This is a genomic window from Leptospira biflexa serovar Patoc strain 'Patoc 1 (Paris)' (assembly GCF_000017685.1).
Lineage (GTDB): Bacteria > Spirochaetota > Leptospiria > Leptospirales > Leptospiraceae > Leptospira_A > Leptospira_A biflexa.
In genome coordinates this window covers 3,378,946-3,401,563 of sequence record NC_010602.1, presented here as the reverse complement: position 1 = coordinate 3,401,563, position 22,618 = coordinate 3,378,946, and the positions used below count along the sequence as shown (strand labels likewise).

The 22,618-nt window shown below is 36.8% G+C and carries 24 protein-coding genes; 13 read left to right on the top strand and 11 right to left on the bottom strand.

Annotation, left to right across the window (positions count from 1 at the left end; genetic code table 11):
* The 4 genes from LEPBI_RS16105 to LEPBI_RS16090 all read left to right on the top strand — a co-directional run bounded on the left by LEPBI_RS16105 (position 1) and on the right by LEPBI_RS16090 (position 4,310).
* Positions 1 to 2,451 carry a hypothetical protein gene (locus tag LEPBI_RS16105; RefSeq protein WP_012390209.1) on the top strand — a complete coding sequence of 817 codons (2,451 nt, stop codon included), beginning with the start codon at positions 1 to 3 and terminating at the stop codon, positions 2,449 to 2,451.
* Positions 2,448 to 2,870, top strand: coding sequence for an NUDIX domain-containing protein (locus LEPBI_RS16100; protein WP_012390208.1), 423 nt, complete (start codon positions 2,448 to 2,450; stop codon positions 2,868 to 2,870). The genes LEPBI_RS16105 and LEPBI_RS16100 overlap by 4 nt, the downstream gene beginning before the upstream one ends.
* The gene (locus LEPBI_RS16095) at positions 2,863 to 4,014 is read left to right on the top strand and encodes a carbon-nitrogen hydrolase family protein (RefSeq protein WP_012390207.1); all 1,152 of its coding nucleotides are present in this window, start codon (positions 2,863 to 2,865) and stop codon (positions 4,012 to 4,014) included. The genes LEPBI_RS16100 and LEPBI_RS16095 overlap by 8 nt, the downstream gene beginning before the upstream one ends.
* 98 nt (positions 4,015 to 4,112) lie before the next feature.
* Positions 4,113 to 4,310: a hypothetical protein gene (locus LEPBI_RS16090; protein ID WP_041769911.1), complete on the top strand. Its 198-nt coding sequence runs from the start codon at positions 4,113 to 4,115 to the stop codon at positions 4,308 to 4,310.
* Here the strand turns inward: LEPBI_RS16090 and LEPBI_RS16085 are convergent.
* Both LEPBI_RS16085 and LEPBI_RS16080 read right to left on the bottom strand, forming a co-directional pair.
* Complete coding sequence (locus LEPBI_RS16085) at positions 4,307 to 5,434, bottom strand: hypothetical protein (protein WP_012390205.1); 1,128 nt, start codon at positions 5,432 to 5,434, stop codon at positions 4,307 to 4,309. The genes LEPBI_RS16090 and LEPBI_RS16085 overlap by 4 nt on opposite strands.
* The gene (locus LEPBI_RS16080; protein WP_012390204.1) at positions 5,431 to 6,051 is read right to left on the bottom strand and encodes a hypothetical protein; all 621 of its coding nucleotides are present in this window, start codon (positions 6,049 to 6,051) and stop codon (positions 5,431 to 5,433) included. Before LEPBI_RS16080 ends, LEPBI_RS16085 begins: the two co-directional genes overlap by 4 nt.
* Positions 6,052 to 6,118: 67 nt before the next feature.
* Between LEPBI_RS16080 and prfA the strand changes: the two genes are divergently transcribed.
* The 3 genes from prfA to LEPBI_RS16065 all read left to right on the top strand — a co-directional run bounded on the left by prfA (position 6,119) and on the right by LEPBI_RS16065 (position 9,558).
* A complete protein-coding gene (gene prfA, locus LEPBI_RS16075) occupies positions 6,119 to 7,180 on the top strand; it encodes a peptide chain release factor 1 (protein WP_012390203.1) in 1,062 nt (353 codons plus the stop codon).
* Positions 7,181 to 7,259: 79 nt separating this feature from the next.
* Positions 7,260 to 8,951: a S8 family serine peptidase gene (locus tag LEPBI_RS16070; protein WP_012390202.1), complete on the top strand. Its 1,692-nt coding sequence runs from the start codon at positions 7,260 to 7,262 to the stop codon at positions 8,949 to 8,951.
* Between the two features lie 4 nt (positions 8,952 to 8,955).
* On the top strand, positions 8,956 to 9,558 hold the full coding sequence (locus LEPBI_RS16065) for a hypothetical protein (protein WP_012390201.1): 603 nt from the start codon (positions 8,956 to 8,958) through the stop codon (positions 9,556 to 9,558).
* Positions 9,559 to 9,584: 26 nt separating this feature from the next.
* On the opposite strand, the gene LEPBI_RS16060 is transcribed toward LEPBI_RS16065, so the two are convergent.
* The 3 genes from LEPBI_RS16060 to LEPBI_RS16050 are packed head-to-tail and all read right to left on the bottom strand — an operon-like array spanning position 9,585 to position 12,159.
* Positions 9,585 to 11,195 carry an ATP-binding protein gene (locus LEPBI_RS16060; protein WP_012390200.1) on the bottom strand — a complete coding sequence of 537 codons (1,611 nt, stop codon included), beginning with the start codon at positions 11,193 to 11,195 and terminating at the stop codon, positions 9,585 to 9,587.
* Positions 11,195 to 11,797: a chemotaxis protein CheX gene (locus LEPBI_RS16055; protein ID WP_012390199.1), complete on the bottom strand. Its 603-nt coding sequence runs from the start codon at positions 11,795 to 11,797 to the stop codon at positions 11,195 to 11,197. The genes LEPBI_RS16060 and LEPBI_RS16055 overlap by 1 nt, the downstream gene beginning before the upstream one ends.
* Positions 11,794 to 12,159, bottom strand: coding sequence for a response regulator transcription factor (locus LEPBI_RS16050; protein WP_012390198.1), 366 nt, complete (start codon positions 12,157 to 12,159; stop codon positions 11,794 to 11,796). The genes LEPBI_RS16055 and LEPBI_RS16050 overlap by 4 nt, the downstream gene beginning before the upstream one ends.
* Positions 12,160 to 12,209: 50 nt before the next feature.
* Here LEPBI_RS16050 and LEPBI_RS16045 point away from each other — a divergent pair, with 50 nt between their 5' ends.
* A complete protein-coding gene (locus tag LEPBI_RS16045) occupies positions 12,210 to 12,737 on the top strand; it encodes an MORN repeat-containing protein (protein WP_012390197.1) in 528 nt (175 codons plus the stop codon).
* Here the strand turns inward: LEPBI_RS16045 and metF are convergent.
* Together metF and LEPBI_RS16035 are read right to left on the bottom strand one after the other, a co-directional pair.
* The gene (gene metF / locus LEPBI_RS16040) at positions 12,702 to 13,589 is read right to left on the bottom strand and encodes a methylenetetrahydrofolate reductase [NAD(P)H] (protein WP_012390196.1); all 888 of its coding nucleotides are present in this window, start codon (positions 13,587 to 13,589) and stop codon (positions 12,702 to 12,704) included. The genes LEPBI_RS16045 and metF overlap by 36 nt on opposite strands.
* Before the next feature lie 12 nt (positions 13,590 to 13,601).
* On the bottom strand, positions 13,602 to 14,417 hold the full coding sequence (locus LEPBI_RS16035; RefSeq protein ID WP_012476446.1) for an SDR family NAD(P)-dependent oxidoreductase: 816 nt from the start codon (positions 14,415 to 14,417) through the stop codon (positions 13,602 to 13,604).
* Between the two features lie 61 nt (positions 14,418 to 14,478).
* Between LEPBI_RS16035 and LEPBI_RS16030 the strand changes: the two genes are divergently transcribed.
* Together LEPBI_RS16030 and LEPBI_RS16025 are read left to right on the top strand one after the other, a co-directional pair.
* The gene (locus LEPBI_RS16030) at positions 14,479 to 15,234 is read left to right on the top strand and encodes a biotin--[acetyl-CoA-carboxylase] ligase (protein WP_012390194.1); all 756 of its coding nucleotides are present in this window, start codon (positions 14,479 to 14,481) and stop codon (positions 15,232 to 15,234) included.
* Complete coding sequence (locus tag LEPBI_RS16025) at positions 15,235 to 16,026, top strand: type III pantothenate kinase (protein ID WP_012390193.1); 792 nt, start codon at positions 15,235 to 15,237, stop codon at positions 16,024 to 16,026.
* A 33-nt stretch (positions 16,027 to 16,059) separates the two neighbouring features.
* Here the strand turns inward: LEPBI_RS16025 and LEPBI_RS16020 are convergent, their stop codons facing one another.
* The 3 genes from LEPBI_RS16020 to LEPBI_RS16010 are packed head-to-tail and all read right to left on the bottom strand — an operon-like array spanning position 16,060 to position 18,512.
* The gene (locus tag LEPBI_RS16020) at positions 16,060 to 17,493 is read right to left on the bottom strand and encodes an ArnT family glycosyltransferase (RefSeq protein WP_012390192.1); all 1,434 of its coding nucleotides are present in this window, start codon (positions 17,491 to 17,493) and stop codon (positions 16,060 to 16,062) included.
* A 7-nt stretch (positions 17,494 to 17,500) separates the two neighbouring features.
* On the bottom strand, positions 17,501 to 17,839 hold the full coding sequence (locus LEPBI_RS16015) for an STAS domain-containing protein (protein ID WP_012390191.1): 339 nt from the start codon (positions 17,837 to 17,839) through the stop codon (positions 17,501 to 17,503).
* A 55-nt stretch (positions 17,840 to 17,894) separates the two neighbouring features.
* Positions 17,895 to 18,512 (bottom strand): tyrosine-type recombinase/integrase, encoded by a 618-nt coding sequence (locus LEPBI_RS16010; RefSeq protein ID WP_041769910.1) that lies wholly within the window; start codon positions 18,510 to 18,512, stop codon positions 17,895 to 17,897.
* Positions 18,513 to 18,702: 190 nt separating this feature from the next.
* Here LEPBI_RS16010 and LEPBI_RS16005 point away from each other — a divergent pair, with 190 nt between their 5' ends.
* From LEPBI_RS16005 to LEPBI_RS15995, 3 genes are read left to right on the top strand one after another with little or no spacing between them, the layout of a single operon-like run.
* Complete coding sequence (locus tag LEPBI_RS16005; protein WP_012390189.1) at positions 18,703 to 19,773, top strand: toxic anion resistance protein; 1,071 nt, start codon at positions 18,703 to 18,705, stop codon at positions 19,771 to 19,773.
* Position 19,774: 1 nt separating this feature from the next.
* Entirely contained in the window at positions 19,775 to 20,644 is an 870-nt protein-coding gene (locus tag LEPBI_RS16000) for a magnetosome magnetite crystal formation protein family (protein WP_012476445.1), read from the top strand.
* On the top strand, positions 20,644 to 21,456 hold the full coding sequence (locus LEPBI_RS15995) for an inositol monophosphatase family protein (RefSeq protein ID WP_041769909.1): 813 nt from the start codon (positions 20,644 to 20,646) through the stop codon (positions 21,454 to 21,456). Before LEPBI_RS16000 ends, LEPBI_RS15995 begins: the two co-directional genes overlap by 1 nt.
* Here LEPBI_RS15995 and LEPBI_RS15990 read toward each other — a convergent pair.
* Positions 21,437 to 22,618 (bottom strand): glycosyltransferase, encoded by a 1,182-nt coding sequence (locus tag LEPBI_RS15990; RefSeq protein ID WP_012390186.1) that lies wholly within the window; start codon positions 22,616 to 22,618, stop codon positions 21,437 to 21,439. The two genes, LEPBI_RS15995 and LEPBI_RS15990, sit on opposite strands and share 20 nt — an antisense overlap.

Genomic DNA, 22,618 nt, shown 5'->3' with positions numbered 1-22,618 from the left:
ATGAACGCAGAAAAAAATATAAAAACATCCCTCGGTCCTGTTTTACATCATGTGGAAGACGGATTATGGGAAATTGATTTATCGAACCTTAGGATTTTTTTTGGACTCTCCATTTTATCTCGCACAATTGGAGAAGAAATTGGAAACTTATTACAATCCTTACCTGGTGATTTAGCATTCACTTATAAAATCAATCCAAACATCAATCATGAATTAGTGGATATGCACATCCAACATGTCCAAGTATTTGCTAGGGCAGGTATCCTCAAAGATTGGGTTTTGTTTCGGGAAGAATTTGAAGAAAATTTACGATTTGTATTTGGATCATTCCAACAACAATCGATCGCTAAAAAAATACATCCTGAATTTTACGGCCAAGACCCAAATCGTAATTCTCCCATCGCTTTATTATTTCCATTTGATACAGAATTTGTTCATCCATCAGGCTATTATATTCTTATGGAAAGAGTACCGAGTCAAAATCGAATCGGTGATTTTTTCCTTCGGATCACAATCGATTCTAGGGAAGATGGTTGTTTGAATTTAGAGAACATCCCTCACGAAGTGATCAGCGATGTTCATATGAGAACCTATATTGCAGGTGCTTCCAAAATCAGTGAGTCATTGAGTAATGGAATCATCAATGTGGCTCAAAAAGGGGAAACATTTTTTGAAGAAGAAAATAGCCATTTTAGTAAAGTATTTTCGCAAATCGAAAAAACTCCTTTGGGTAAACTTTCCAATATCAACTTTTATTGGGAAGAACAGTATCGTAATCTGATTTTAAGTTCTGATCCCAGTGTTTCCCTTTTTATACTAAAAAAATTATTTTTACTTTTGGAAGATGCATCTGCTTCTAAAAAAATTAAAGAAGGAAATACATTACGAGCAATCATCGGAAAAACTTCTGTTTATGTTGACCTTTCAAGACTCGACCGAGTGTTGAATTTTAGTTTTAATCAAAAACGTTCACTAGTAGATTCAAATTTTTATCTAAAGCGAATGCCTATCTTGGAGACGATTGCCAATGGAGTTGGTCATAAGAATAATTTTGAAGGAATTCATGTATTCTTAATTCACCATATCACTTCGGAAATCATATCTTTGATTGAAACTTTCAGGAGATTAAAAGTAAATTCATTGAATGTCGCCTTTGTGAAGTATGGTGGAAACATTCCCCCCATTTATTTGGATATTTTATTGGATATTCCTACCGATTCATTTTATATGGCAGGTCTAGAATTCAAACTCACAAAAAATAATACTCCATACTATGGAGTATCTCCTTTGTATAGTGATTTTGAATTACATACAGGCTTTCGACATAAATTGGAAGAGGCAAAGTTGGGATTCTTCGACGCCATGAGAAGGTTGGCGTTATACTTGTTTCTCAATCAATTGCAGGAACTTGCTGAAAAAAATGAAAAGATAATTCTCATCGAAGACGGTGGGTATGTAGCACCAGTCCTAAATGAAAGAGCCCTGGATGGAGTTACATTCGGAGAAGTGTTAGCTGAATTTTGGGTAGAAAATAAATTTCCTTCTTCCAAAGATCAAAAATTCTCTGAAGTTTTGAAACAACATGTCATCGGAACAGTTGAACATACACGCAATGGCTATGACCGGTTAACAAAAGTTAAGCAAGAGAAATCGTCTTTATTTTTACCAGCATATTCCATAGCGATTTCTAAAGAAAAAACTTTAGAAGAATCAAAAGAAGTCGCACGTTCGATTATCAATGCCATCGAAAATACATTACATGGAATTGGAAAAGTTTTATCCAAACGCAATGTATTAATCCTTGGAGCCAAAGGAAATATTGGAGGATTCTTAAAGAGGTATTTGGTTGGCGGCTCGCTTCATGAAAACAACTTAGATGTTTTGGAAGTGGATCGAAAATTTGAGTTGAACTCAAATTTCCAAAAACAATCCTTTCGTTCGCTCTCAGAAGCAGAATTTGCAAACATTGACTTAGTCATCGGTGTTACGGGCGAATCCATTTTGGAATCAAAGGACTTTGAAAATTGGATTTTTCAAAGTGAACACAAACAGTTATTTTTAGCTTCAGGGTCTACCAAAACAGTTGAGTTTGCAAGTTTTATCCAATGGACCAATGAATTGAATTCTAGTGAGAATCCGAAATTGAAAGATAAAAACGCATTGATTCGGTTTCACAGGATCTTAGACCCACAAACTCAAATGGATTTGGGGGCAAAAATCGTATTTAAAATTCCAGATATGAATTTAGAAAAAGAAATATATCTCATAAGTGATGGAAGCCCAGTGAACTTTTTATTTTTTGGTGTTCCAACAGAATCAATGGATCCAATCATTTCACAATTAGCAAGTGTATCATTAGGTATGGTAAATCAGTATAAGAATAAAAAATTGCCTCAACCTGAATTATATGCGGTTGACCACCAAATTGATGTTTGGGGAAATATATTGTGAGTAAACACGGTTTTTTTCAGATCACACAAAAGTTATTTTTAAGAGACGGGGACTCTTTACTAGTTTTGCGAGACCAAAAATCTGGGCATGGCGATCTTCCTGGTGGAAGAATGAACGAGGATGAATTTTTCGATGATTGGACACAAAGTATATTTCGAGAAATTAATGAAGAACTTGGTGAAGATATAAATATAGAAGTGAATCCAATTCCTATTTTTGTTCACAAACATAGAGTGAATGATGGGAATTTCCCATGTATTATTATTGCTTATAATGCAAAACTTATCGATGGAAATGTAAAATTATCTGATGAACACGATTACATGGAATGGGTGGATATCAAAAAATTTGATCCCAAAAATCTTTTTTCGGAGTACATGTTGGATGCAGTCCAACTTTATTTAAATCAATATGCATAATCTTTATGTTCCGCCTTATAAAATTTTATTATTCATTCTGCTATTTGGGATTGGATTTGGTACTGCAAATTACCTAAAAGACAACGAATCAAATCTACCAACTCCGAAACTGGATCTGCCTAAACCAGATTTTAGTTTTAATTTTGATTTCAAATTTGATTTTAATTTTAGCAAACCTGAAGTTGATGAGGACATTCAAAAACCAAATCAAACTTGGAATGAAGTGACGATTCAAACAAATGGGACTGATCGTAAGTATGGAAACCTTGTTGGTATCCAACTTGTACTCAAACCAGCAGATTATGTCAAAGAGGAATGGTGGAAAGAAAGAATTGAAGAAACTCTAATCAAAGGGAAATCATCAGGAATTTTTGATCGCAAAACAATAGTTATCTTTCCCGAACATTTGGGTTCAGGATTGGTTTTCCTCAATGAAAAATCGAGATTTATCAATTCAGAGACTTTGGCTGAAGCTCTCAAAACCAAAGGAGAAAATTTCAGTATCAATGAATTGTTGCTTTCTAAATCGGAATTGATGGCGGAAGTTTATGTTCGTACATTTTCTTCTTTAGCGAAAGAATACAATGTTCCGATTCTTGGTGGAACCATCATTTTACCCAATCCGAAAATTGTAAGAGGTAACCTCGTTTTAGATCCGAAGGGTCCACTTTATAATGTCGCCATTCCATTTTCTGCTGATGGTAAACTGATGGAACCTATGGTGAAAAAATCAGTTTTAGCAGAGGAAGAACAAAAAGTATATGCAGCGGGCGAAACCAATCAGGATCGAATTTGGATTGTACCAGGATGGAAGGTGGGAATTTTCATTGGACAAGAAGTTTTTGAGCCTTCCCTCTACAGTCGCCTAACTGGAAAAGCAATCGATGGTTTGATTTCTCCTTCGTCAGTTTATCCAAATATGAAATGGTCCGAAAAAGATTTATCTGATCCAAATATTTGGAAACAAGAAGGGATGCCAAAGTTCATCAAATCAACTCGTGCACAAGATTTGGTACAAGTGTTTCTCTCTGGGCATTTATTCGAAAATCATTGGAATGGAAAAACCTTCAATTTAAGAGATTTTACATTTGAAGACCAGGCGGTTTCGGTAGAAAGTCCGACAATCTTAAATTTGTACTTTTAAAAGTGAATCTTATGCGTAAATTTTTTGATTTTTAAATTTGAGATTTCATTGAAAATCCGTTTGACAGTGTATTGAATTCGCAAAAAATTTTCAGAGTTATGCCACAGAAGACCCTTCCTAAAAATGAATTTTATGTAAAATGCCCTTTGTATGCGAAAGGCCTTTCTGTTTGTCCTAGTTCCAAGGATCGATTGCAGTCAGAAGACTTGGATCGACTGACTTCACATTGTGTCCAAGACTTGTACAAAGCTTGCGAAGTGTTTTCTGTAAAAAAAGAGAAGGAACAGGCGGCTTAACCGTCGTTCATTTTTCTCACTTTTTTGAAATATTCGTAAACCTTCCAATCTTCTTCACTAAACGTTAAATCATCTAACACCAGTTCACCTTTTCTACTTTCGTAAACAATTTTATCTCCAGCGACTCCCCATAATCTTTCAATAAAAAATGGGAAATGTTCTTTTTTGCCAGATACTTTCCATTTCATCGGCTGGTTAGGATCATTTTGATTTGTGGTGATGAATTCATCCTTTCCAGTCAATTTCCATGAATAGGCTTCCCTTGTGACGATGGGAATTCCTCGATTGATTGATGGAGATTTTCCTTGGTGGTATAAAACTTCTTTGAAGTACAAATCTCCAATTTTTCCACCTACAACATAACCAGAATTCCCGTTATGATAATAGAATTTAGGAAGAACGATGTCTTTTGATAATAAGGATGCACGTTTCGATTCAATATTCAGAAAAAATAAATTGTAGGCTCCTCCAACTCCAGACCATACCAGATATTCATTTCCAATGGGAGAGATATGGTAATGAATTTTTAATTTAGGATAAGGCGATGGAAACAAATCACTTGAGAGAAATTTTTCAGGTTTAGAGGATTTTCCCGTTTTTTCGATGAAGAGTTGATTTTCAAAAAAGTATAATAACAAATCACCAGAATTGGAAATTGCCATTCCCGTTTTACATGGGATGTGAACGATTGATTCGTGTTCTAAGGATGAATCCATGGTGGAATACCCAAAGAGTGCACAACCCCCGTATTGTTTTAAGGGATATTGTATCGCAACATAATTTCCGTTAGCTGATATTTGGATTGAATCGGGTCTAAGTTTTAGTTCAATTGAATTACGATTATCGTTTACCAAATCTTTGAAATAGAGTGTTTTGTTTTCCGTCCAAACAATTTTTGTTCGGTCCTCAGAAAGAGCAAAAAGTCTAGGTTGGTTGGGTTTGTTTTTAGAAAGGATTTCTGCATTGGAGCGAATAGCTGATAATCGATCTTGTAATAATACCAAAGCTTTTTCATATTTTTCTTTTGATATAAGATCTTCAATTTCAGAAACTAAGGATTCGTGTTTGGTCTGGCAATTGTTGAAAGAGATAAACAAAACAAATACGATGAAAAAAAACTTCACTGAGACTCCAACATTTCTCGGATTTCATCCGAATGGATTTCTTTTGAAAACAATTCCATCGCAGTATTTCCCACACGTTTGGTATCATAGTAAGCAAAAGTTCCTGTCACCACGGCACCGCCAATGGGTACCCAGCGGGCAAATTGTTTTCGAATGATCGATTTAGAAATCATAATCCCTAATTTTTCCAAGACTGTTTGAAAAACTCTAACGGTTGTTGGGCGAATCAATATTTTGAAACTGGATTCTTCGATGATTTTGCGAAAGACGTGGGCACCTCCATGTTTAAATAAACAGTAGAGTAGTAATTCTTTCGTCACTTGCACTTCTTTACCATAAAGTGCGGCAATATCCATAATCAAATGCCCTTGGATTCGATAGACCATCAAAAGTTCTGGTAAAATGCTTAAAATGCCCAAAGGACCCGGTGGTAAGGAACAGGTCGCGCTAATGAGTCCAGATTTGAAGGAGGCGTTTTGAACCAATTCCTTTAATAATTCCTCGGGAGGTTGGATTGTGGGAGCATAGGGGCTTCTATAGTCCTCAAAACCGGCAAATAATTCGATTAGGCCTTCCAAAAATCCATTGGATTTGCCCTGAGAGGGAAGTTCGTTCACGGGTTTCTTAAATCTCCGTTAGATTTTAGTTTATCAAAAACAGGCATTCTGTATCCTTTCCATAGACATGATAGATAGATTGAAAAAAATTCAAGAAAAATACCTGCGTATCGAGGATGAGCTCGCAAAGGCCACCGCATCGGATACATTAAAGAATCTATCGAAAGAGAGATCTCGCCTAACTCCCGTATATACAAAAGCAGATGAATATTTAAAAATTACTAAAGATTGCCAAGATGCAAAATCCTTATTAGAATCAGAAAATGATCCAGACATGCATTCCATGTTAAAATCAGAAATCGAAGAAGGAGAAAAAAAATTAGAAGAACTGGCAAAAGAACTCGAAATTATGTTATTACCACCTGATCCCAATTCAGGGAAAAGTATTCTAGTCGAGATTCGTGCTGGAACCGGTGGGGAAGAATCGGGATTATTTTGTGCCGATTTATTTCGAATGTACAACAAGTATGCCGATAAAAAGGGACTGCGCGTTGAGATCATTGATATGAGCCAAACAGGTATTGGCGGATATAAAGAAATCGTATTCTCGCTTGATGATGATAAAGCCTATGATTTGTTTAAATTTGAATCTGGGACACACCGTGTACAAAGGATACCTGAAACTGAATCAGGCGGAAGGATTCACACTTCTGCTGTAACAGTAGCCATCCTACCAGAAGCCGAAGAAAAAGAAGTTGAGATCAAAGAAAGTGACCTTCGAATTGACGTTTATCGCTCGTCAGGTGCTGGAGGTCAGCACGTCAACACAACTGACTCGGCGGTTCGTATCACACACATTCCAACTGGGATTGTAGTCGCCTCCCAAGAAGAACGTTCCCAAATCAAGAACCGCGATAAAGCAATGAGAGTACTCAGAGCAAGGATCGCTGACCAAGCAGCTGAGACTGCTAAACTCAGCGCTGATGCTTTGAAAAAAGCGCAGGTTGGTTCGGGAGACAGATCAGAACGCATTCGAACGTATAACTTCCCTCAAGGCCGATGCACGGACCACAGGATCGGATTCACGAGTCATAATCTACCAGCCATCATGGAAGGGGATTTGGATGAATTAATTGATGCCTTGATCCAAGAAGATCGGTCCAAACGATTAGCAGAAGCCAAGGCTTAAAAAAAAACAAAATTTACCAAAGGAATTCGATTGAATCAACTGATTTGATTGTTATTCCTTTTAGTAGGATGAAGACCTCATGAAATTTCTGCAATTAGGGTTGATCACAATCATCATCACTAGCTTGGGTTTGGGGAATTGTAATCCTATCAAAAAAAGTGATCCATTCAGCGACAATTTACTCTTACTTTTGCTTTTAAATTCATTTGCCACTGCTAGAGAATTGGATTGCACGTTTTCTTCTTCTGGAACTGATTCACTTTATGATGACCAATGGCATCTACAAAACTACGGCCAATTAGGCGGTACCACCGGGGAAGACGCACGAGTCAAACCTGTCTGGGACCAAGGTTATTCGGGAAATCAAGTCATTGTGAGTGTGGTGGACGATGGTCTAGACATACGTCACGAAGATTTAGCTGCAAATATTTCAATTTCCACACGTGGTCTCAATTTATTCAATAACACATTCAATCCCTCCCATTCATATACCAACAGTTTCCATGGATCTGCCGTTGGCGGTGTCATAGGTGCTACTGGTGGAAATGGAATGGGTGTTAGAGGAGCTGCACCTTGTTCCAAACTTGTTGGAGTGAATATCTTAGAAAAATCGACAATCTTTACTTCGGATGAATATAGAGCAATGGTCAATGAGTCTGGAAGAGTATTTATTTCCAATAATAGTTGGGGATCTCCGGATTTATACGGTTGGTTATGGCCGTCCAGTAGTCTTTGGCAACAAGGGATCAACGAAGGGGTCAGTTTAGGCAGAGGTGGAAAAGGAACTGTATATTTTTGGGCAGCAGGCAATGGAGCCAATGGTGGAACAGTCGCATCACCTACATTAGTTGACAATGCCAATTTTGATGGGCAAGCGAATTATTATGGTGTCATGGCCATTGGTGGGATAGGACAAAATGGAATGAAGGCTTCGTATTCCGAGTCTGGTGCCAACCTCTGGGTCGTAGCCCATACACAAGGAAACAATGCCTCGGCTTATACCACAGCCATATCCACAACGGATGCCTCGGGCGGATTTGGCTTCAATGCAGGTGGAACCGGTGGAGATTATGTTTTTTCTAATTATACACGTAGATTTAATGGCACATCCTCCGCGACTCCACTTGCTGCTGGTGTTGCCGCCTTACTCTTAAGTAAGTATCCGGAATTCACTTGGAGAGACGTACGAGAGTTAATTGCTTATTCTGCCAGACAAAATGATGCTTTTGATTCAGATTGGACAACAAACGCTGCTGGCCTAAAGATCAATCATAAATATGGTTTCGGAGCAATTGACGCAGAACAACTTTTTGTTCGAGCCAATACTTGGACTCCGATTTCAGCCAGTTTCAAAACAGAAGCGATGAATACTGTTTCGCCAGGCACTTCCATACCTGACAATGATCTAGTAACAGGTGCCAATGTATCCTATCCTGTCACATCTTCCATTACTTATGTTGAGTTTGTGGATGTTGAATTCACTTCGAATCATACTTATTTTCCGGAATTAAGGATCACAGTAACTTCACCAAGCGGAACCGTAAGTGTATTAACGGAACTTCATGCCTGTCGTAATCCTTTAAATAATTCCGGTTGTACATCAGGGAATACTTCCATTGCAACGATGACTGGTTCTTCTACATATCGATTTGGATTGACACGATTACTCGGGGAAAATCCAAACGGAAGTTGGAACATTCGAGTTTACGATGGGGGCGTTGGTGATACCGGATCCATCCAATCCATTCGACTACGAATTTATGGAAGGTAATAAAATGAAGAGACCAACTTTTTTGCAGACACAAGAGATTCGAAATTGTTTCATTCAGATTTTTCACATTCTTATATTAGCAGTTATAATTCTATGTTTCCATCCTATGGAGGCAAAAGAACCACCTAACCAAATCTCCTTTACCGAAGGTGGTATCCAAAAAACCTTTTATCGAAATCCAAACATAGAAGCAGAGTATCTTGATCCACAGCAGGTGAATTCTTCGCTAAACAAAAGTTTGGGGAATCAAAAAGTAAAGTTTGGTTGGAATATTCGTCAAGCAGGCAAACCATTTCATCTGAAACAATCAAAATCAAATGTTACGACAAAAGTTACGGAAGTCTACAATACGGGAGTTGGGTCTGGTCCGAATATTGTGTTACCAGGTGCCATCATTGTTTCTTTTAAGAAAGACCAATCCATGGAATCACTTTCAAAACTTGCCCAAAAGTATAAGATCGAGATTTTAAGGCAATTGACTCCGCGATTAGTGAGTTTCCAAACAGAACCTGGATTTTATTCTGTGGAAAAAGCAAATGAGTTACTCAATGAAGGAATTGTCTTGGAAGCATATCCAGAAACAGCAGTAGAAAAAGTATTAAAATAAACTGATCAAAAAGGTAATTTTATCAGTTAAAGAGCCAAATAGAAATAAATCAATTTCAGAATTTCAATCTTACGCACTGGTTTGGAAATGTATGATGTGATTCCTGCCATAAAACTTTTGCTGATATCTTCTTTTTGTACGTTTGCAGAAATTGCGATGATGGGAATTGCAAACAATGGATCAATGTTTTGATTATGTTCATACAGTCGTATTTGTTTTGTCGCTTCTAATCCATCCATTTCAGGCATTTGCATATCCATTAAAACGATATCAAATTTTTCGGATTGAAACATTTGTAATGCAATCTTTCCGTTTTTTGCAATCACAAGTTCGATTGGATATTTTCGTAAAAATGTTTTGATGATGAAAACATTTTCTTCTGAATCCTCTGCTAATAAGATTCTACATTTTGGAAAATTTTCTGCATCTGGTAATTCCAAATCCAACCAATGTTGATGGATGTTTGAATCCCTATGAACCAAACCTTCGTAGGGTATATTTAGGACGAACTTGGATCCTTTGCCTAGTTGGCTTTGAACCGATATTTCGCCATTCATCATTAGTATTAACTTTTTTGTGATTGTAAGTCCAAGTCCAGTTCCACCATACCTTCGAGTTGTGGAGCTATCCACTTGAGTAAAACTTTCAAAAATAGAATTTAATTTTTCATTTGGAATTCCAATTCCAGTATCTTCAACAATCAAACATAAACTTTTTTGATCCTGACTTAATGATGCATCTACATAAATCTTTCCTATTTCTGTAAATTTCATCGCATTTCCAATCAAGTTAATTAAGATTTGTTGGATTCGAGTGGAATCTCCTTTGATTTGTTCTGCGATATCGTCACTCACGGAATAAGAAATTTGGATTCCCTTTGACTTTGCTTTCATTAAAAATAAAGAAATTGTTTCTTTGAGTAAATCGCGGATTGAAAATTCAATGTGTTCAATTTCCAATTTTCCAGATTCAATTCGAGATAAGTCTAGAATGTCATTGATAATGTTATACAATGCCTTACCGGAGTTTCGAAGTACTGTTAGATACTCCATTTGTTCATTTGTTAGATTTGTTTCCGTTAAGGTATCAGCCATTCCTAAAATTGCATTGAGAGGAGTTCTGATTTCATGACTCATGGAAGCTAAAAAATCTGTTTTTGCTTGGGATGCTTTTTTTGCTTCTACTTCCCTTTCTTTTGCCACTACCATTTGTTCTCTTAATAATTTTTCTCGGGTCACTTGTTGTGAAACGTCTGTAATTTGAATCATACAAAATCGATTTTGTTCATCATCGATTGAAATGGGAATGACATGCAGGTATTGATAAATCCTTTCTTTTTTTTCTATTTTTTGTTCATTATCAAATAAAGGAAATGGGAAGGGATTTAAAGTATGTGTCAGGATTGAATACTGAGAAAATTCAAGGCATTGTTCAATTGATTTTAAAGTACGTGTCCCAACTAGTTCAGGAAAAACATCGAATATTAATTTGTTGTCTAAGTGTTGTTCATCTAAGAAAGAGCGTTTAAGGAACCAATGATTTGTTAATATGATTTTAAAGTTTTCGTTTAAAATCAGGATACCAATTCCAGATTTTTGAACAATCGTTAATAGGTGTTTTTCATTCAAGAAACTCACTACTTTAACTTATCGATGAGCACTCGAGAAAGATTTTTGATACTGTCGAAATTTAAAATAAAAAATATGTAACCTTTGATTTCTTTGCCTTTTAATTGATAATCAATAAATACTAAAAGAATTGAATTGTCCTCGTTTGGATTTCGATTCAACAGAATTTCCTCGTATTTACCCGAAAAAAATTCAGGAACATGGGTTTCAATTTTGTAATGGGACAATTTTGCCAAATTCGATAAAATTGCATTTAAGATAATGTTTCCTATTTCGCTTAAGGCATCTTTTTCAAACTGCGATACCTCATTGAGCGCCACATAGTCTTTCATCATCATCTTCACAATTTCTAAACTTGCACTTTTATGAAATAATAGGAAAGCAGATCCATTTCCAATATCACCTATAAATTTTTGTTCAACAGTGCAAACATCTTGATAAGCTAAATTTTCAAAATTTCTAGCTTCCGCCTTGGTGATGAGTTTTAAACTTGGGACTGTTAACAAAATTTCATCTGAAATCATTTCACTCATCAATTTGGCTGCACCACCCAAACTAATGTTAAAAAGTTCACACAATGAATCTTGTTCCAGTTCCGTCAGGTGATTCATATAGTTTCCAAAAGGGGAATGAGTTTGTCCCGGGTGATCGGTTTTTCAATAAACAGAATCCCAAGATCCTTTGCTTTGTTTTTGATAGCATCTTGGATGTTGGCGGTAATGAGTACGATTTTGGATTTGGGATAATTTGACTTAAGATTCTCAACTAAATCAAGACCGGAAAGTGTCCCCGGCATATTTTGATCCAAACTAAATAAATCAATGTCAGGATGATCAGGTAAGATCGATTTTGCTTTATCCGCCGATTCTGCTTCCAAAATCTCCCAATTCGGGTATTCTTCGGATATGATCTTTCGGATCATCAAACGGGTGACAGTACTATCATCTACTATAAGTGCTTTTTTTTGTGACATATCGATTGCTTTAATTCCAAACTGGTTTTATATGAGTACGTACACACAGAATGGACGAAAAAAAATCTCTTAAGTCATCCATGCGTTCTAAATACTTCATAGTTTTATTTTTTTGTATTTTTGTATTTTGTAAGTCGAACCAAAAAATCTGTGAAGGGGAAAATTGCCGGAATGGGAAACATACTGTTCCATTTGAAAATGGAGACATTTTTGAAGGCGATTTTTTAGAAGATATCAAACATGGTTTTGGAAAATACCAACATCTGAATGGCGATACCTTCGAAGGTGAATATAAATATGGATACAAAGACGGTCCCGGATCGTATCGATATGCGAATGGCGATCAATTCATTGGAAATTACGTAAAAGGGAAAAAGCAAGGGTTAGGAAAATACATTTTTGCAGATGGATTCATTTTGGAAGGGACTTGGTTCCAAAATGAATTGTCAGGAAAGGCAAAAATCACAAATGCTAAGGGAAGTTTGGTACTTGAAGGTTATTGGCACCAAAATTCATTCATCGGATTTAAGCCCAAACAAGAATCAAACGATACGATCGAAATTTCGAACCCCAAGTGATTCGTAAATTTTACGAGTGGCTTTCGATTTGTTTAATGTATACATGTGAATGCCTGCGATTTTGTGATCCAATAAATCTCGCACCTGTTCTGTAGCCCAGTGGATGCCCACATTCTCAGCATAAACATCATCTTCTGCACGAGATAAAGATTTCAATAATTTTGCAGGGAAATTGGTGCCTAAGGAAAGTTCAGCCATACGTGCCATTCCCTTTCTGGAAGTGACTGGCATAATTCCTGCGATGATTGGAACTTTGATTCCAGCAATTTCACAACGTTCTACAAAATCATAAAATTGGTTGTTATCAAAAAACATTTGGGTACAAATATAATCCGCACCTTGGTCTACTTTCCATTTTAGGTATTCAATTTCTTTCAATCGATTTGGTGTGGAGGGATGTCCTTCTGGAAATCCAGCTACTCCAATTCCCATTTTAGGAAATTCTTTTTTGATAAAACCTACCAACTCGCCGGCATATGCAAACCCATTCTCTGTTTGTTGGAAGTCTTGTTGCCCCTTGGGTGGGTCACCTCGGAGAGCCATAATATTGTGAATCCCACTTTTGTCGTAACGTTTTAGAATATCACCAATCTCTTCCTTTGTGGAACCGACGCAGGTAAGGTGACTAACAATTGTTAATCCCGTTTCGTTTTGTAATTTGACAACCAAGTCATGTGTTAAGTGTCTAGTGGATCCGCCTGCTCCATAAGTGACACTTACGTAAGCTGGGTTCATTTGGGAAAGTTCTTGGATATTTCGAAACAAATCCTCGGAAGCTTCCTCATTTTTAGGGGGGAAAAATTCGAAGCTGATCGTCGTCTGTTTTTTACCAAGGATCTCAGAAATGTGCATAAAACCTATCCTCTAAACAGGAATATTTTTCTCAAGTCCCTTGTTGGCGAGTAACCAACCTTTTGAAGCTTTTGTTTTCACAGCAAGCCATAGGGAAAATTTGGGGAATAGAGCTGGCATGATGACAATTGTGGATCGGAGATAGGATGGAACAAGCACCTCACCAGGATTTTTTTGAATGGCCTTACAAATTGCCTTAGCGACTTGGTCAGGTTCGATGATAGGCGTAAAAAAGGAAGGTTTTACCCCATCAATCATTCTAGTTTTTACCATAGAAGGACAAATCCAACTAACACCGATTTGAGTCTCATATAACTCCATCTTTAAGGCTTGAGAAAATCCAACCATTGCATGTTTGGTGGCAGAATAAGTAACAGTTCCTTCTGTTCCAAATTTTCCGGCAATACTTGCCAAATTGATAATGCAAGCCTCTTTTTGCGCTCTTAAGATCGGCAAGGATTCATAAACCAACTTCATTGGTCCGTTGACATTGATTTGAAGAGCTTTTTCCCAAACAGAAAACTCCTTACCTTCATAAGGACCGCTGGGTGCGATGCCTGCATTATTGATGAGTATTCGAAAGTTGAGTTGTTTTTTTTTAATTTTTTGAATCAGTGCTTCAATTTGTCCTTCTTTGGACATATCACAAGCATATCCATAAAATTTTCTGCCGAGTGATTCCACTTTCAATTGGATATCTTTTAAAAGGGATACATTGATATCGACACCTATGATATCATTTCCTTCTTTTGCCAATCGTTCTGCGGTTAAGGCACCAATCCCCATTCCACATCCTGTAATTAAAATCGTGTTTCCTGATAATTTCATACATTGAATCTAATCTATTTTTTAGTTTCGTCAATCCGAATCATTTAGGAAAAAGACTCAAATGCAATACCGTCTCTTAAAACCTGAATTAGGGCATAGGATCACTTCCGTAAACTCTACCAATGAATGGATCCGAAATCCAGAAATTCCATTTGGATCGTGGGTGATCGCGGAAGAACAAACGGAAGGAAAAGGTCGGGGACAAAACTCATGGCAATCGTTAGGTGAAGAGCCATTCATTTTTTCAGGAAAAATCAGGCTTTCTGCAGCAGAAATTTCCTTACCTCTCGTCTCGATATTTGTGTCTTCAGCCCTTCTCAAAACAATCTATTCATTTTTCCCAAAACGTTTAGATGACACTACGATCAAGTGGCCGAATGATATTTACAAAGATGATAAAAAAGTGGCAGGGATATTAATTCAGTCTGAATTTAGTAACGGCGTTTATGACGTTGTGATTGGAATTGGATTAAATTTTTTTGGGCAAACGATTCCTGAACCATTAGCGGACAAGGCTTCATTTTTATGTGAAAAACAATTAAGTGAAGGTGAATTGGAAAGATTTGCCAATCAGCTGGTAGTCGAAATCAACCAAGCAGTGATCACTCTCCTCGACCAGAGCCAAGTATTAAAGGATTTGGTTTGGATCGAAGATCATTCTTTATTAAAAAACAAGGTCATAGAAACTGAGTGGGACCAAAGAATCGTGAGAGGAAGAGTTTTGGGAATTGATGAATTAGGATTCCTTCTCATTATGACTGAAACTGGTCAAAAGATTGAACTGATGGACACGTCACCAAAATTTCGGATAATATAAATGTCAGAATCACCACTATTACTTGTTATCGACGTTGGGAATACCAATACTGTATTTGGAGTTTTTCGAGAAGGTGAAGAAACGCCTGATTTTCACAAAAGAACTGTTACGCGAAGGGATCGAACTTCAGACGAACTTGGACTTTTTTTGAAAGGATTTTTAACTCAAGAAAACGTAAAAGCTGATCGAGTGAAAAAAGCGATTTATTCCAGTGTTGTTCCTTCACTCAATCCAATTGTTGAAAGAATGTTAGAAGATTGGTTTGATGTGAATCCACTCCGAGTTCATTACCAAATGAATTTAAATTTCGGTATCAGTTATCCACGACCATTTGAAATCGGAGCCGATCGGTTAGTAAACGCTGCTTATTGTGCAAAAATGTATCCAGGTAAAAAAGCGATTCTTGTCGATTTGGGAACAGCGACTACATTTTGTGTCATCAGCGAAAAACCTGAATACATTGGTGGAGTCATCGCACCTGGTTTAAAAATATCTATGGATGCCTTAACAAGAAATACGGCTCAACTTCCACCAATTGTCTTCGGATCTCCCAAACATGTACTTGGTGATTCAACTGTAGAATCAATCCAAGCTGGATTTTTCTTTGGTTGGATTGGACTCTTGAAAGAAATTGTCCGAGCCATTAAAGACGAACACCCAGGAGATTATGTGGTAGTTGGGACAGGTGGACTTGTCACTACGATTCATGCATCGCATAACCAAGTATTTGATGAAATTGATCCTATGATGACATTAAAAGGATTAAAGATTTTAGCGGATTTAAATTCCTAATTCTTTTACCTTCATTTGGTAGAACGAAATGAATTACTTCTTCGTATAAACAATGGTTTTGTAGTGCAACCAATGGTTGGATGGAACAGGAATTTCCCATTCTTCCCGAATCCAACTCCCTTGCTTCAGATAGTCTTTGATTGTTTCATTGATCAAAGTTTCATCGTAAAAAACAAAACTATCTCTTGAACGAATGGTATTGATATATGTTTCAGAGGGGATCTCTAATTCGCCTGGAATGAATTCTAAAATATCCAAGTCAGGTCGTTTGGATTTGAGATAAAAATAAGGATCGGGTAAACTTTGTAGGTAAACGGCATTCGATTGGCTCAAACTTCTCTGAATGTGTTGGAAGTGCGATGTTTGTATCTCGAGGGAATTGGTTTTGGACCAATGGATATGGTGCATTGATACAAGTGCAAATAAAGATAAACTGATCCCAATGACAGGGAGTCGATTCACAAATGTTCTTTCTTGTACTAACAATGCCATTCCCAAAGATAATGGGAATAAACTATGATAAACATACCATCCTTCTGAAGACGTGTATAATGCCGCAAACACAGAAATGGTCCATATCCAAAATAGTAACCATGAATTTAATAAAGTTCCATTGTTTCGGATTTGTTTATATGTAAAAAATGATAATAAAAATAATTGAATCAATATGATTAGTATTCTGATTTTCGGAAAACCAAAACCAAATGAGAAAATTTTAATTTTATCAATGATGGTAAATGTATTGAGTAAGTTTTGTTTTCTTGTGAGTTGTGCCCCAAATTGAATTTGAAACCAATCCCAATTAGGATGAATATAAACCATCCAACAGAGAATCGGAAAAATCCCACCTAATAAAAACCAGACGATATTTTTTAATTTAAAATTTTGATACACCAGAAAAAGTGTTACAAGTCCAAATGAAGCTCCAATCGGATGAGAAAGAGCTGACAATGATAATAAGACTCCAGCAAAAAAAGGATTCCATTTGTTTACTTTTTTGTTCGTAGCAAAAAATAAACTTAGTATAAATAAAAACGCAGTGAGTGCTTCCATTCTGGCGACTGTTCCAAAACGAAAGAGAAGTGGCTCCCAAAGCAAACTCGCAAATGCAATCTGTGCGCCAAACTCAGGAATAAAAAAACGTTTTAATAATCGGTAGAATCCAAAGGCAGTTAAATAAACAATGCAAACGTTTGCTATGCGAAGTGTAAGGATTGAATCAGGGAAAATGGTTAAAGTGAATCCAGAAAACAAAAGATAAAAAGGTGGCATCCAAAGTGTTTTGGATTCCATACCTGGAATGAGTCCTGATAGGACTTCTGTTTTTAAGTGTCCAGTGTTTGCAAACGAGATAGCAGGTGAATAGAATAGTACTTCATCAGGCCATACGACAGGAAGGACACCTATGTTGATTCCAACCTGGAGACAGTATAAAATTGATATAATAAAAAACGAGGCGTAAGCCACGTTCGGTCTACTTTGAAAGAGAATTAACGGCTTCTTGTTCCGTCTCAAAAACTTCAAACAAATCCAAAAGTTCTACAACATCAAAAACCTTTTTCACAGGTGGTGTGATGCAACAAAGTTTGAGCTTTCTTCCTTGTTTGTCGAGTTCTCGTACCATTCCAACAAAGATACGAATTCCAGAGGAGGAGATATAGGAGATAAGCTCCAGGTTGATGATGATGTCACCGTCCCCGTTTTGCACATCGTCGGCTAATTTTGCCTCAACCTCATCAGAATGGGTGATGTCTAAACGACCATTGAGGTGAACGAGTGTGTGCTTTCCGATTTTTTTGGTTTTGATTTCCAAAGCGAGCCTACTTGGTGACTAGAATCCTTGAAAACACCAAAGGTTCAAGAAATTTTTACGCCGCTTGGTTTCTGTTTCTCGTAAAAAGTCGAGGGTCATTGTGTTCTGTCTCTGGGATATGCAACATAATCCTCTGTCTTGTGGAACGGGTCGTTCGGTGGCCCAAAAATTCTTGGATTTCCCAAACGGGGAATCCGTTTTGGAATAAGTGCAGCGCAATCACATCTCTTAAGAACGGAATATGGATCTCTTTCGAGATTAGCCTGCTTGCCGTTTTCAGAATCTTTTGGATGGTTCTTGTGCGCAAAATTCCGTCTCTCCCTGGGAATAAATAATCACTTGGTGAAAATTCGCAGGCGTAACGATAGAGTTCGACGGCAAACTTTGGATCTAGGAAAATATTCCTCCTACGCAAACGACCGCCGTTCTTTAAATGGAAACGATCCATTTCGGAATTAAAGTCGGCGATTTTTAGGTGGATGAGTTCGGGTAATGACAACCCGGTGCAGACTAAAAATTTGATGATTAAGTAATGAATATGGTTTCGGCCCCTGATTCGATTCAGTAGGTTTCGGACATCTGTTTGGTCTAATAGTCGATTGCCTAAAGTACAAACATCAACGGTGAGAATGTGAGGAAGAAAGGTTGGTAAATTCAAATTTGTATTTAGCATATTTTTCTCGTGGAATGTATCAGAGTTTAACAATCTCTGCAATTAAATTGTCACCAAACTGTAGTTTTGGATCACCATTTTCGAAGAAATAAATTTCCTAGTTCATGTTTTTGCACGATGAATTTTTCTGCTTGATTCAAATTAAAAAAAACGATTTTATCTTTGGGAGAAACAATAAAGGAAAAATCGCATGGACTCGCTGGAACTCAAAAATAATGACCCGGAACTACAACTGACCAAAGAAGACATTCAAAAAGTTGAGGAACTTACCGGACAAATTAAACTCAACAATCCAAATGACATAGTTTCTTATGGATCCTCAGCACAAGCAAAGGTTTCTGATTTTGCCGATAAGGTTCTTTCTGAGATCAAAACTAAGGATTCAGGTTATGCGGGGGAACTCCTTAACCAATTATTATTCAAAATCAAAGATTTGGATATGGATAGTTTTGCTGGGGAAGGGAGTACACTTTCCAAAATTCCATTGATCGGTAGCTTATTTGATGCCTCTCGCAAATTTTTAGCAAAGTTTGAAGATTTGGAATCGCAGATTGGAAAAATTGTCGATGAACTGCATTCAGCTAGAACAAATCTCACAAAAGACATAACTTTATTGCAGGCGTTATACGAGAAAAATTTAGAATATTTCAAAGAGATTCAAATTTTTATCGCTGCAGGTGATAAAAAAATCCAAGAGCTTCGCGATAAAATTTTACCTGAAATGTTAGAGAAAGCCAAAGCACAAGGTGACACCTTAGCTTCTCAGCAATACCAAGATATGGTACAAATGGTCGATCGATTCGAGAAAAAAATCCATGATTTAAAACTCACTAGAATTCTTTCCTTACAAACTGGTCCTCAAATTCGATTGATCCAAAGTGGAAACCAAGTTTTGGTCGAAAAAATCCAAAGTTCCATTTTAAATACAATCCCACTTTGGAAAAATCAAATTGTGATCGCACTTGGATTGATGCGCCAAAGAAAAGCCTTGGAAGCACAAAAACAAGTTTCGAAAACTACCAACGATCTCATTCAAAAAAATGCTGAGATGTTGAAATCGGGAACTGTTGAGATTGCAAAAGAATCGGAAAAGGGAATCATTGAAATTGAAACATTAAAAAATGTGAACCAACAACTAATAGAGACCATTACCGAAACCTTAAAGATCCAAGAAGATGGGCGTCAAAAACGTAAGTTAGCCGAACAAGAAATGATCAAAATCGAATCCGATATCAAACAAAAACTTTTGGAATCAAAATAGAATGACAGACGTACAATTGGAACAAAACCAAGAAGAAAAAAAATGGGCCAGACGCGCCCATATTTCCACTTTGCTGACTTATCCCATGGCACTTTTGCCTTTTCCCTTCTATTTTTCATCTTTAGGGGCAATGGTATATCCTTTTGTCATGTGGTTGTCTCGGACTAAATCATCTTATTCCGCCAAACAATCATTAGAGGCAATGTATCTGCAAGCTTTATTGTCTCTAGGATACTTTGGGTTCGGAACAAAGTTTGGTGAAGATCGAGTATTGCTTGTATTCTCTTATGTGTTGATGGCATTCCTTCATGTGATTTTTTTAGGGATTGCCATTTATCGCACAACGATCGGAAAACCTCACCATTATCCATTTAGTTTTTTTCCACTTCTTTTTTCGTCCCATCAAACAAAGGAAAATTGGAATGAGTTAAAGAAGAAATTCGAAGACAAAGTTGAATTTTCTGAATACAAGTCACAAATGGAAAAGTTAGATACATATCGTTTGTCGACCGAAAAGGATTCAAAATCATTAACAGATGTAGGTTTGCAAGGGTTATGTAATGAATATTTACATTCCTTATCTGACTTACGTGTCAAACTAGCAGAGGATCCATTAGCCTATCGGAAAGCTAAACAATTTTTGAATTATTTCCCAGAAACAGTTTCGAAAATTCTGAATCAATACATTCGCGTGAATCAAAATACGAATACACCTGAAGCAGACAAAAGAAAATCGGAACTCAATTCATTGTTAAGCGAAGTGATTAAAACTACGGAACAAGTGCGAAATAAATTAAAAGCTGACGAAACCCTAAATTTAGATGTTGAGATCACTGCGATGAAAAAAAACATCGAATTTGGTGGGTATTGATGCTTTCTGAATTACATGATAGGTCTTATCATTTTTTAAACTTTTTACCAAATGTCGCAAACTTCCTCGTTGAAAAACACAAAGAATCCGACTTAAAAGTTGATGAAAAAAGTTTATACAACTTAGTCACAGAAGCTGATCTTAAAGCAGAATCGATGATTCTGGAAGAAATTCAAAAAAATTTCCCCTCGGATGGAATCCTCGCTGAAGAACGTGGGGCCATTCCTGGAACATCTGGTTATACTTGGGTGATAGATCCTTTGGATGGCACAACCAATTATACACATGGATTGCCATTGTATGGAATTTCAGTGGGAGTTGTGGAAACAGAATCGATGGCACCTGTCATCGGAATGGTTTTTTTTCCTGAACTGGGTACCTATTACCATGCAATCAAAGGACAAGGTGCCTTCCGAGAGAAAAAACAAATCCAAGTATCTCAAACGAAAGCGATGAAAGATTCCCTTTTTGTCACTGGGTTTCCTTATGATCGAAACTTGTCTTTGGATACATTAATGCAGTATTATAAATCGATTTTACAAAAATCACGTGGGATTCGTCGTACTGGTGCCGCGACGTTAGACTTATGTTGGTTAGCCGAAGGAAAATTTGAAGGTTATTACGAATTAGGTTTGAAACCTTGGGATATGGCGGCAGCTGGTCTCATTGTGATGGAAGCAAAAGGAAAATTAACTTCAATGGATGGAAACGATTTTTCGATTATGATTCCAAGTTTACTTGCAAGCAACGGTCAAGTACATGACTACTTACTTGCGGAATTTGAAGGTCAAATTAACCGAGTAGCATATTAACCATCTGATTCAGTTTGGTTTTGATCACAGGTTTCGTAAAATTCGCGAGGACGTACTTTCTTCCATTTTTACCCAATTGATTTGCGATAGATTGGTGATCCAACAAATAATCCAACATCCTTTGGAATGAGACCTTATCAGAATAATACAAACCTCCTTGGCTCCGGAGACAATGCCCTCTCATCACAGATGATTTACCATTGACTAAAACGGGTTTTTCTTGGAGCCAAGATTCCATGATAGAAATAGAAAAACTTTCATAAGCTGATGGATTCAATAACAAATAAGATTTTTGAATTTCAATTGTTTTGTTTTCTTCCGATACAAACCCAGGAAACAAAATGTCTTTTTCTTTTGAGACATCCATAGAAAACACGGAACCCAAACACTTGAGTGAAACATCATATCTATGATTCAATTGTTTCCAATCATGATAGTCCTGAAAAAGTTCTGGATATCCTTTTGCTGGTTCAATGCGACCGATTGTTAATAATTGAAAGTTCTCTATCGAATGATGAGAGATTGTTTGTTTTTCTGTAAGTAGTGGCTCATCAACATATGTTCCGATCAAAAAATAATTTTTAACCTTTTGTCTGGTGTAAGTTTCGTAAACTTGTAACTCTTCCGGAGCATTAAAACTATATAAATAATGATTTTGATATGTTTGTTTGTATATGGGAAGCCGAAAAGGTGGTTCATCATGAAAGGTGGGTACAATAACGAAAGGAATTTTTAATAAAGGTACACTCAATACAATAGGATAGTATAAATAACCTATTAATATCACAAGGTCATATTGTGATTGATGATTTTTTACATACTCAATCAAATCGGGCGAATAGGGACCTTGTTCTTTGATAAAACTCATTTGGTCTTTCATCGAAACGGTATCGCCAGCTTTTAAACATCGATCCAAAATTTGATTCATTCGATGGATGTTCCGAGTTTTTTCGACAGAAAAACGTATTACTTTGTATTGATTCTCTTCTGTGATTCCTGTTTTGAATTCATTTTTCCAAGTAACATAATTTTTAGCGGCAGTTGTACAAACAGTAACAGTATGCGATTGAGATAAAATATTCACATAATCAAACGCTAATTTTTCTGCACCACCAGATGCATTTTGCAAAAATCTTGGAGTTATAAAAAGAATTTTTGCCAT